Genomic DNA, 10,401 nt, shown 5'->3' on the forward strand with positions numbered 1-10,401 from the left:
ACGCCCGCCTCCCCGGTCGCCCTGGGCGCGCTCCAGGATCACCGCCCCACTCGTCAGCGGGCGGCCGGCACCAGTCGGGTGAGCCGCGCGACCACGCGTTCCAGCGGCCCGCTCCCGAGGAACGCACGCCACAGCATCGCGAAGAGCACCGACCCGATCGCGAACCACGCCCACACCGCGCCCGACTCCGGGTACTCCGGCAGCAGCGCGATGACGACCAGGTGCCCCGCGTAGACCGTCAGCGGCATCGACCCGACGGCGGCGAGCGGGAACGCGATCCGCGCGGCGGTCCGACCGCGACCGTCGAACAGCAGGGCGCACAGGGCGATCACCGCCACCGCGACCCCGGCGGTCGCCACGACGTCGACGACCGACGAGGAGTGGTCGCGCGGGGACAGCAGCAGCTGCGCGAGGGCCGACGCTCCCCCGCTGCCGTCCGGCGCCCACGGTACCCCGGGGAACGCCTGGGACACGGCACCGGCCGGGACCGGTGCCGTGACGTTCCCGACCACGTACGCGACGACCGCGACCAGTGCGCCGGACGTGAGGAGCGCGACCTGCGCACGCCGTGCCTCCAGGCCGATCCTGGCGACCGCGAGGCCGACCAGGACGTACGCCAGGAAGGTGACCAGCGGGTAGACGAGGCCGAGCTGCACCTCCCACATCCCGGCGCCCGCGTACAGCGGCACGACCGCGAGCGCGACGACCGGTGACAGCAGTGCGCACACGGACGCGACGACGAGGAGCCACACCGAGCGCCAGCGGAGCACCGGGAGCACGAGCAGGAACAGCGCGCCGTACGTGGGGAGGATGACGTACACGGGTGTGTCGAGTGCCATCAGCAGGAGCCCGACGGCGACCACAGCGGCGGCCCGGATGGCCAGTCGCGCTCGGATCCGCCCGATGACCGGTGGACCGGGAGGATCCGTCCGTCCGCTCGTCAGACCGATCGACACGCCCGCGAGCACCGCGAACAGGGTGGAGGGCCGTCCGTGCGCCACGGCGGACCAGGTGCCGGGATCGCCCCAGTCGACCTCGTCCGCGATGCCGCCGACGTGGGCGGCCATCATGCCGAGGAGCGCGAGCGCCCGTGCCACGTCGACGCCCTGCAGGCGACCGGGCGCGACGAGCACGCCCCGCACCGCGGCGGGCGGTGCGGGGCGTGCGGCGGTCATCGTGCTGCGATCAGCTCGTGGGCGACGAGGCGCGTCGGAGCGAGACGTCGACCATCTCGTCGCGCGGGACGACCTTGATGCGCTCGCGTCCCTCGGCAGCGCCCAGGGCCTGCTCGTGCTCGTCCAGCGCGTGCCAGCCGTCGAGGTCGGTGTAGTCCACGCCGCGCTCGCGGAGCAGGGCCGGGACCGCCTCGGGCGACGGATCGGCCGGAGTCCACCAGGAGGCCTGGTCGTTGACGATGTGCTGGACGGTCTCCATCGCGTCGGACTTGGTGTGCCCGATCAGCCCGACGGGGCCGCGCTTGATCCAGCCCGTCGCGTAGACGCCGGGGACCGGCGATCCGTCCTCGTCCAGCACCTGGCCCTCGCGGTTCGGGATCACGCCGGTCTTCTCGTCGAAGGGCACACCGGGCAGCGGGGAGCCGAAGTACCCCACCGCGCGGTACACGGCCTGCACCGGCAGCTCGCGGATCTCCCCCGTGCCCTCGACGCCGCCCTCGCCGTTCGGCCGGGTGCGCTCGTACCGCAGCGCCGTGACGTGGCCGTCCTCGCCGACGATCTCGACGGGCTTCGCCCAGAAGTGCAGGTGGAGCCGGCGACTGGCCTGCCCGACCTCGCGCGTGCGCCACTGCTCCAGGACGCGGTTCATCACCATGACCTGCTTGTTGGTCTGGATCGCGGTGAGCGATGCCTCGTCGTGGTCGAAGTCCTCGTCGTACACGACCATGTCGACGTCGCGGAGCTCGCCGAGTTCGCGGAGTTCCAGCGGGGTGAACTTGACCTGGGCCGGACCGCGCCGTCCGAAGACGTGCACGTCGGTGACCGGGCTCGCCTGCAGCCCCTCGTACACGTTCGCCGGGATCTCGGTCGGCAGCAGGTCGTCCGCGTGCTTCGCGAGGATGCGCGACACGTCGAGCGCGACGTTGCCGTTGCCGATCACCGCGACGCTCGACGCCGTGAGCGGCCACGTGCGCGGCACGTCCGGGTGTCCGTCGAACCAGCTCACGAAGTCGGCCGCGCCGTAGGAGCCGTCGAGGTCGATCCCGGGGACGTCGAGCTCGGCGTCCTTGATCGCGCCGGTGGAGAACAGCACCGCGTTGTAGTGCTGCTTGAGGTCGTCCAGCGTGATGTCCTCGCCGAAGCGCACGTTGCCGAACAGCCGGACGACACCGCGGTCGAGCACGTCCCGCAGGGCGTTCACGATGCCCTTGATGCGCGGGTGGTCCGGGGCAACGCCGTAGCGGACCAACCCGTAGGGCGCGGGGAGCTGCTCGAAGAGGTCGATCGACACGTCGGTGCCGTGCGCCTCGCGCAGCAGGATGTCCGCGGCGTAGATGCCGGCGGGACCGGCGCCGACGATGGCGATTCGCAGGGTGGGCACTGATGTCTCCAGTTCGTTCGGGCGGGGGCTCCCGGTGGGCCGTGACGGACCCTCGTGTCAGCGGCTGCGTTCGACGACGGACTCGGCGAACCGCGTCAGCGCGCGCTTCACGGTGCCGTCGGGCAGCGGTTCCAGGGCGGCGACCGCGTCCTCCGCCCAGCGGACGGCGACGGTACGGGTCGCGGTGGTCGCCTCGTGCTCCCGCAGTGCGGCGACGGCCGACTGGTACGGCGCCGAGTCGACCGCGTCGTCCGGGGCGTCCTTGACGTCGTGCTCGATGCGGGCGAGCAGGGTGGCTGCTCCGTCGTCACCGGCGGCGAGGCGACGGAGCTGCAGCAGCGGCAGGGTGTCCACGCCGGCACGCAGGTCGTTGCCGGCGATCTTGCCGGTGCGGTCCTTCGCCGGCGCGAGGTCGATCACGTCGTCGACGAGCTGGAAGGCGACACCGACCTTCTCGCCGAAGGTGCCGACGGCCTCGAGGTAGGCGCGGTCGGCACCGGAGAACATCACACCGGCACGGGCCGCGGTGGCGATGAGCGACCCGGTCTTGTCGCTGAGCACCTGGATGTAGTGCTCGACCGGGTCGTCCTCGGGCTGGGGGCCGGTCGTCTCGTGCAGCTGCCCCATGCAGAGCCGCTGGAAGGTCTCCGCCTGCATCCGGATGCCCTCGGTCCCGAGGTCGGCCGTGATGAGGCTGGCCCGCGCGAAGAGCAGGTCCCCGGTCAGGATCGCGACGTTGTTGCCGTAGGTCACGTGCGCGGCGGGGACCCCGCGGCGGACCGGCGCCTCGTCCATGACGTCGTCGTGGTACAGCGACGCCAGGTGCGTCGTCTCGATGCTCACCGCAGCCTTGACCACCGCGTCGGTCACGCCGTTGCCGAGCTGCGCGATGAGCAGGGTCAGCGTCGGCCGGATGCGCTTGCCGCCCGCCGAGAGCAGGTAACGACTCGTGGTGTCCGCCAGCGTGTCGGTCGAGCGCATGGCCTCCTCGAGGCCCTGCTCGACGAGCTCGAGCCCGTCGTCGACCGCGCTGATGAAGCGCCGCTCGGACGGGGTCGCGAACAACCGCTCGCCGATGCCCAGCGAGGCGCGGAGGCTCGGTGCGCGACGTGCGACCGGGACGCTCGGGTTCAAGTGCTGCTCCGTGTTCGGGGTCAGGTGACCGGTCAGGCGTCGCCGGGTTCGACGCTCGGCTGCTCGCCGGTGTGCTGGTGCTCGCGACGCGCCTTCGCCCGGCGGGCGACGGACTCGCGCACCTCGCCCGCGACGGGCTTGCGGCCGCGGTGCAGGGCGACGATGCCGGCGGTCAGGTTGCGGTGGGCGACCATCGTGAACCCGACGCCGCGCAGCCACTGGCTGAGGACCTGCTGGTCCGGCCACGCCTCGATCGACTCGGCCAGGTACCGGTAGGCCGCCGGGTTGCTGCTCGACAGGCGCGCGATGCCCGGCAGCACGCGCTTCAGGTACGCGCCGTACCCGAAGCGCAGCAGCGCCATCGGGGGCGTGGAGAACTCGCAGATGACGAGACGGCCGCCGGGCTTGAGCACCCGGAGCATCTCGGTGATCGCCTGCATGGGGTCGTTGACGTTGCGCAGCCCGAAGGAGATCGTGACCGCGTCGAAGGTGTCGTCGTCGAACGGCAGGTGCTCGGCGTCGCCCTCGACGAACGTGATCTCGGGGTGTCGTTCGCGTCCGACGGCGATCATGCCCGCCGACAGGTCGAGCGCCGTGACCTCGGCACCCTTCTTCGCCAACGCAGCCGCGCTCGTGCCCGTCCCGGCGGCGATGTCCAGCACCGTCTCGCCCGGCTGGGGGTCGACCGCTCGGACCGTCGCGACGCGCCACAGCGGGGCGTTGCCCGCCGAGAGGATGTCGTTCGTGAGGTCGTACTTCGCGGCGACGTCGTCGAACATGGCCGCCACCTCGTCCGGCCGCTTGCTCAGGTCCGCTCTGCTCACCGCACCATCCTAGAGGTCGCGGCCCACCGCTGCCCGGACGCCCGGCCGGGGTCCGGCGGGTCGCCGCACGCGTACGATCGGGTCGTGACCCGAACCACCACGGCGACCCCCACGCTCACGGTCTCGACCCGGATCCTCGACGACCCGGGGGACGTCCTCCGCCACACCCTGCGCGACGCGCCGCTGGCCTTCGTCCGGAGCGGGGACGGCATCGTCGGGATCGGCGAGGCGGCACGGTTCACGTTCTCCGGCCCCGACCGGATGCGCCGGGCGTCGGCGGTGTGGCGCGACCTGGTGCGGGGCGCCACGGTCGACGACCCCGTGCAGCTGCGCGGCACCGGACTCGTCGCGTTCGGGTCCTTCGCCTTCGCCGACGACTCCGCCGAGCAGAGCGTGCTCGTCGTGCCCCGCGTGGTCATCGGCAGGCGCCGCGGGAAGGCCTGGCTCACCGCCGTCGACACGACCCCGGACCCCGCACCCCTGACGTTCTCACGGACCTCGGTCCCGGTGCCGGCCGTCGGCGGGCACGTCTCGGTCGCCCTCGGCCCCGGGCAGGTCGACGAGGACGCCTACGCCGCGGCCGTCGCGGACGCGGTGCGCCGGATCACCGCGGGCGAGGCCGAGAAGGTCGTCCTGGCGCGCGACCTGGTCGGGACGCTGCCCGCCGGTGCCGACCGCCGCGCGGTCCTGCTCGACCTGGCGGCCGCGTACCCGCAGTGCGTCACGTTCGCCGTCGACGGTCTCGTCGGTGCGACCCCGGAGACCCTCGCGCGGACCGACGGCACGGAGCTCTCGGCACGGGTGCTCGCCGGCAGCGCGGCGCGGGGTACCGACCCCGTGTCCGACCGGGCTGCCGCCGAGGCACTCGCGTCGAGCGCGAAGGACGTCGAGGAGCACGGGTTCGCGATCGCGAGCCTGCTGCACGCGCTCCGGACCGTTGCGACCGACGTCCGGGCGGACCCGGAGCCGTTCCGCCTGCAGCTGCCGAACCTCTGGCACCTGGCCACCGATGTCCGGGCGACCCTGCCGGTCGGCACCACCTCGCTCGACGTCGCCGACGCCCTGCACCCGACCGCCGCGGTGGCGGGGACCCCCACCGACGTCGCCGTCCGCCTGGTCGCCGAGCTCGAGGGCGTCGACCGCGGGCGCTACGCCGGCCCCGTCGGCTGGCTCGGGGCGAACGGCGACGGCGAGTGGATGCTCGCGCTCCGCAGTGCGCGGATCGAGGACGACGGGACCGTCCGCGCGTGGGCGGGCGCGGGGATCGTCGCCGGGTCGGAGCCGGCCCGCGAGGTCGCCGAGACCGCGCTCAAGTTCCGCCCGATCCGCGACGCACTCGCCTGACGCCCGGGCGTGCGGACGCGCACACCCGCCCACGCGCCCATCGTCAGTCGGTCAGCGGGACCTCGACGACCAGGCGTTGCGCCGGGTCGGTGAGGGCGCCCTCGAGGTCGGCCCACGTCGCAGCACGGCGGTAGGACCACCCGAGGCCGGTCACGACCCGCTCGACGTCGACGTGCTGCGGCGTGGTCATGACACGCCGCATGTCCTGCTCCGGAGTGGTCGCCGCGACCTCGAGCCCGCGGAAGATCGCCCCTCCGACGTCGTTGCCGACCACCACCTGGACGCGGTGGGTCGGCTCCTCGGTCCCGGTGACGAGTGCCCCGAGGTCGTGCAGGAGGGTCAGGTCGCCGACGAGCACCCGCGTGGTGCCGACGGAGTCCGGCGTCCGTTGGAGCGCGGCGGCGATGCCCAGCGCGGTCGAGACCGTCCCGTCGATCCCGGCGAGACCACGGTTCGCGTGCACCCGGACCTTCTTGCCGGGGACGTGTGCGTCGGCGACCCGGATCAGTTGCGAGGCGCCGAGCACGAGGCGGTCGTGCGGCCACGTCGCACCCCACACGGCGTCGACGAGCATGGTGCGGTCGACCGGCCGACGGCGCAGGGCGACCTCGTCACGCAGGTACCGGTTGCGCTCGGCGCGGTCTCCCGAACGCTTCGCGTCGAGGTCCGGTCCGGCATCGCCGTCCCCGAGGAGGGCGCGGCTCGTCGTCACCCACCGTCCCACCCAGGCGCGGTGCGACGGGGTGGCGCGGCCCGTCACGCGGACGTCGGACACGAAGGTGGTGGCGGCGTCCGGTCGGGAGGCTCGGGCCGGGTCGAACGGGTCGGCCCCCGGTCCGCGGACCACGACCGTCTCGACGTCCCCCCGCTGCAGCAGGGCGGGCACCTCGCGGCTGAGCGTCGGGTGCCCGAGGACGACGGCGCGGCGCACCGCTCCGCCGAGTTCCGGGTCCCGGAGGAGCTCCCGGTAGGCGACGACCAGGTTCCGCCCGAAGCGCGCCCCGCTCGACACCTCCGCCAGCAGCGGCGCACCGAGCTCCCAGGCGATCCGCTCGGCGTCCTCGCCGGCGTCGTGGCCCGCGATCACGACGGTCGCGGGCTCGTCGTCCGGCGCGAGCTCGGCGACCGGCAGTCCCGCGTGCACCCGACGACGGGCGTGCTCGGTGTCGACCTCGTCGTCCGGCACGGCCGTGACGTCCTCGGGCCGGAGTCCTGCGGACAGCGGCTCGCGGAACGCCACGTTCAGCTGGACGGGACCGGGCTGGCCGGTGTGTCCGGCCGCCACGGCGACGGCCTCGCGGGCGAGCGTCCGGACGGCGTCGCCGTCGACCACGCCGTCCGCGGTCGGCGCCTGCACGTCGCGCACGAACGACACGGCCGGGCCGAACAACCCGGGCTGGACGGTGGTCTGGTTGCTGCCGATGCCCCGGAGCTCGTCCGGCCGGTCTGCCGAGAGCACGACCATCGGCACGCCGGAGTGGTGCGCCTCGAGCACGGCGGGATGCAGGTTCGCGACGGCGGTGCCCGAGGTGGTGACCACCGCGGCCGGGCGACCGGACTCGACCGCGAGTCCGAGCGCGAAGAAGCCCGCCGTCCGCTCGTCGAGCCGGACGTGCACGGTGGTGCCGCCCGCGCGCTCGAGGGCGACCGCCGCGAGGGCGAGCGCCTGCGACCGGGAGCCCGGGCTCACCACGACGTCGGTGACGCCGGCGTGTGCGAGCTCCCGCAGGAGCGCGAGCGCGAAGTCGGTGGCCGGGCTGCCGGAGCCGACCGGTCCGTCAGCGATCGGCGGAGCGGTCGTCGTCTCGTTCGTCGCGGTCGCGTCGTTCGTCGCGGAGTCGGTCATCGCGGGACTGGTCCTCGAGGTCTCGGAGGGTTGCGTCGTCCTGGTCCGTTCCGGTGCGGAGTGTCCCGGTGCCGCGAGGGTCACCGAGGAAGTCGGGATCGTCTTCGGGTCCACGGTACCGGGGCACCGGGCCGGGCGTGGCGGGAGCGCGGCCGAGCACGAACCACAGCAGACCGCCGAGCACGGGCAGGACGAGCACGAGGAGGATCCACCACCCACGCCGCAGGGAACGGATGCGCTGACGCGGCATGGTCGCGCAGTCGATGACCGCGTAGACCGTGAAGGCCACGGCGGCGACGGCGACGATCAACCACAGACGGACCATGCGACGACTCTAGGCAGCGCGCCTGGGACGGACCTGCCCGTCAGCCGGCGCACGAACGACGGCACGTAGGATCGTCGGGTGAAAGCGTGGCTCGTCTACACCCTTGCCCGGCTCGGCATCTTCGCCGCGGCCCTGGCCGTCCTGCTCGTCATCGGTCTGCGGTGGTACTGGGCGGCGATCGGCGCCGCGCTGATCGGCCTGCTCGTGTCGTACATCGCGCTGCCCGGGCTGCGGGGGCGGGTGACCTCGAACATCGCCGCACGCCGGGGTCGTCCGGAGCGGGACGCCGACTCGGACTTCGAGGACGACTTCGTCGACGCCGCCGACACCGACGCGGCGGACACCGACGCGCCCGCCGCCGACCGGCCGGTGTCGGACGCCGACCGGCACCGCGAGCGTCGCGAGCACGACGCGGAGTAGTCCGCGCTGCTCGCCCGGCCGCTCCTACGGCAGCAGCACGAGGGTCAGGCCGAGGACGACGCCGTACGCGAGCGACGCGAACGACGACAGCTGCAGCGCCGTGATGAGCTCGCGCGGCTTGCGGGACGAGACGCCGATCGCGAGCGCCGGGAGCGCGAGCAGGAGCGAGAAGTACGCGAATCCCGTTCGGAAGTACAGCAGCACGAACCAGAGCAGCACGACGTACGGCAGCATCAGGAACAGGCCGAACAGGACCCGTGCGACCGGCCGACCGACCACGACGGCGAGCGTGCGCTTGCCGGCCAGGCGGTCCTCGTCCACGTCGCGGATGTTGTTGACCATGAGCACGGCGCAGGCGAAGAACCCGGCCGCGACCGCCGCTGCCCAGCCGCTGGCGGTGATCGCCTGGATCTGCACGTACTGGGTACCGAGCACGGCGACCAGCCCGAAGAAGACGAAGACGAAGACCTCGCCGAGCGCGTTGTAGCCGTACGGCTTCTTCCCGCCCGTGTAGTACCAGGCTGCCACGATCGCGGCAGCGCCGACGAGGAGCAGCCACCAGGTGCCGGTGAGCAGCACGATCACCAGGCCCGCGACCGCCGCCAGTCCGAAGAAGGTCAGCGCGACGGTGAGCACGGTGCGGGGCTTCGCGAGCCCCGCCCCGGTGAGACGGGCCGGACCGACGCGGAACTCGTCCGTGCCGCGGACGCCGTCGGAGTAGTCGTTGCTGTAGTTCACGCCGATCTGCAGGAACAGCGCGACCGCGAGCGCGAGCAGGGCGACCGCCAGGTGGTGGTCGCGCCCGAGGTACGCGCCGAAGTCGCCCGGCTCACCGGAGTCGACGAACGCCACACCGGTGCCGAGCACGACCGGCACGACGCCGAGCGTGAGCGTGCGGAGCCGGGCACCGCCGATCCAGTCGCGCGCGGTCGCCCGCTGCTTCGTGCGCTGCGGTGCCGCGGCCTTCGCCGGGTTGCCGCTGCGGCCCTTGACCGGGGTCCTGTTCTTCGTACGTGCCACGGCCGACCATCGTATCCGTGACGACTACGGGGTCGGTGCGCTCCCGGGGTCGGCGAGCGTCCGGACGGCCCTCCGGTCGGGCTTGCCGGACGCGAGCATCGGCACCGCGTCGACGACCAGGACCGCCGCGGGCCGGGCTGCACGCCCCAGGGTCGATGCGACGTGGGCGCGGACCGTGTCGAGGTCCAGCGGGCGCTCCGTGACGACGACGGGCACCTCGCCCCACTCCCCCGAGGCCCGCCGGGTGACGACCGCGGCGTCCTGGCCCGGCAGCTCGCGCACCCGGCGCTCCACCGCGCCGAGCGGGACCTTCTCGCCGCCGGAGACGATGACGTCGTCGAGCCGGCCGAGTACGCGCAGCCGACCGTCGTCGCCGATGGTCGCGGCGTCGCCGGTCCGGTACCAGCGGTGTCCGTCGCGCTCGACGAACGTGTCCGCCGTGCGCGCCGGGTCGTCCAGGTACCCGTCGGCGAGCATCGGACCGGCCAGCTCGAGGGCGCCGTCGACGAGTTCCGCGCGGACCGTCCCGAACGGCGTGCCGTCGTACACGCAACCGCCGCTCGTCTCGCTCGCGCCGTAGGTCGTGACCACCCGGACCCCGGCGTCGAGGGCGCGCTGCCGGAGCGGCGCGGGGGTGGACTGTCCGCCGACGAGCACGGCGTCGAAGCGGGTCGCGGCAGCGGTGGCTCGGGGGTCGTCGAGCACACGGGCGAGCTGCACGGGCACCAGGGACGTGTAGCGGCGCGGCGCCTCGGGGCCGACGTCGAGCCGGTCGACCGCGTCGGCGAACGCGCCGCCGTCGAAGTGCCCCGGCGGGACCACGACCGGGTTCGTGCCCGCCGCGATCGATCGCGTCAGGACGTTGAGGCCGGCGATGTAGTGCGTCGGGAGCGCCAGCACCCACCGACCGGGCCCGCCGAGTGCGGCATCGG

10 protein-coding genes are annotated in these 10,401 nt (G+C 73.7%); 2 read left to right on the plus strand and 8 right to left on the minus strand.

Going from position 1 to position 10,401, the window contains the following annotated elements; translation table 11 throughout:
• Positions 1 to 53: 53 nt before the first annotated feature.
• The 4 genes from D8M35_RS07510 to D8M35_RS07525 are packed head-to-tail and all read right to left on the minus strand — an operon-like array spanning position 54 to position 4,514.
• Positions 54 to 1,175 carry a heparan-alpha-glucosaminide N-acetyltransferase domain-containing protein gene (locus tag D8M35_RS07510; RefSeq protein WP_126891282.1) on the minus strand — a complete coding sequence of 374 codons (1,122 nt, stop codon included), beginning with the start codon at positions 1,173 to 1,175 and terminating at the stop codon, positions 54 to 56.
• Positions 1,176 to 1,185: 10 nt separating this feature from the next.
• Positions 1,186 to 2,556, minus strand: a complete 1,371-nt coding sequence (locus D8M35_RS07515; RefSeq protein ID WP_126891283.1) for an FAD-dependent oxidoreductase — start codon at positions 2,554 to 2,556, stop codon at positions 1,186 to 1,188.
• Between the two features lie 57 nt (positions 2,557 to 2,613).
• Positions 2,614 to 3,690 carry a polyprenyl synthetase family protein gene (locus tag D8M35_RS07520; RefSeq protein WP_126891284.1) on the minus strand — a complete coding sequence of 359 codons (1,077 nt, stop codon included), beginning with the start codon at positions 3,688 to 3,690 and terminating at the stop codon, positions 2,614 to 2,616.
• 32 nt (positions 3,691 to 3,722) lie between these two features.
• A complete protein-coding gene (locus tag D8M35_RS07525) occupies positions 3,723 to 4,514 on the minus strand; it encodes a demethylmenaquinone methyltransferase (RefSeq protein WP_126891285.1) in 792 nt (263 codons plus the stop codon).
• A gap of 84 nt (positions 4,515 to 4,598) precedes the next feature.
• On the opposite strand from D8M35_RS07525, the gene D8M35_RS07530 reads away from it, so the two are divergent.
• Positions 4,599 to 5,858, plus strand: a complete 1,260-nt coding sequence (locus D8M35_RS07530; RefSeq protein WP_126891286.1) for an isochorismate synthase MenF — start codon at positions 4,599 to 4,601, stop codon at positions 5,856 to 5,858.
• A gap of 43 nt (positions 5,859 to 5,901) precedes the next feature.
• On the opposite strand, the gene menD is transcribed toward D8M35_RS07530, so the two are convergent.
• Together menD and D8M35_RS07540 are read right to left on the minus strand one after the other, a co-directional pair.
• Positions 5,902 to 7,704, minus strand: coding sequence for a 2-succinyl-5-enolpyruvyl-6-hydroxy-3-cyclohexene-1-carboxylic-acid synthase (gene menD, locus D8M35_RS07535; protein WP_126891287.1), 1,803 nt, complete (start codon positions 7,702 to 7,704; stop codon positions 5,902 to 5,904).
• Positions 7,637 to 8,029: a PLDc N-terminal domain-containing protein gene (locus D8M35_RS07540; protein ID WP_126891288.1), complete on the minus strand. Its 393-nt coding sequence runs from the start codon at positions 8,027 to 8,029 to the stop codon at positions 7,637 to 7,639. The genes menD and D8M35_RS07540 overlap by 68 nt, the downstream gene beginning before the upstream one ends.
• A 78-nt stretch (positions 8,030 to 8,107) precedes the next feature.
• Here D8M35_RS07540 and D8M35_RS07545 point away from each other — a divergent pair, with 78 nt between their 5' ends.
• A complete protein-coding gene (locus tag D8M35_RS07545; protein WP_126891289.1) occupies positions 8,108 to 8,449 on the plus strand; it encodes a DUF4229 domain-containing protein in 342 nt (113 codons plus the stop codon).
• Positions 8,450 to 8,473: 24 nt separating this feature from the next.
• Here D8M35_RS07545 and D8M35_RS07550 read toward each other — a convergent pair whose 3' ends face one another.
• Positions 8,474 to 9,469 (minus strand): 1,4-dihydroxy-2-naphthoate polyprenyltransferase, encoded by a 996-nt coding sequence (locus D8M35_RS07550; RefSeq protein WP_238638138.1) that lies wholly within the window; start codon positions 9,467 to 9,469, stop codon positions 8,474 to 8,476.
• Between the two features lie 24 nt (positions 9,470 to 9,493).
• Positions 9,494 to 10,401, minus strand: a 908-nt coding sequence (locus D8M35_RS07555) for an AMP-binding protein (RefSeq protein ID WP_126891291.1), incomplete at its 5' end; no start/stop codon positions are given.

Source organism: Curtobacterium sp. HSID17257, assembly GCF_003989515.1.
Lineage (GTDB): Bacteria > Actinomycetota > Actinomycetes > Actinomycetales > Microbacteriaceae > Curtobacterium.

Excerpts from the sequence above, each read along its gene's own strand:
- D8M35_RS07510 (WP_126891282.1), bottom strand. The coding sequence starts at position 1,175 with ATGACCGCCGCACGCCCCGCACCGCCCGCCGCGGTGCGGGGCGTGCTC.
- D8M35_RS07540 (WP_126891288.1), bottom strand. The coding sequence starts at position 8,029 with ATGGTCCGTCTGTGGTTGATCGTCGCCGTCGCCGCCGTGGCCTTCACG.
- menD (WP_126891287.1), bottom strand. The coding sequence starts at position 7,704 with ATGACCGACTCCGCGACGAACGACGCGACCGCGACGAACGAGACGACG.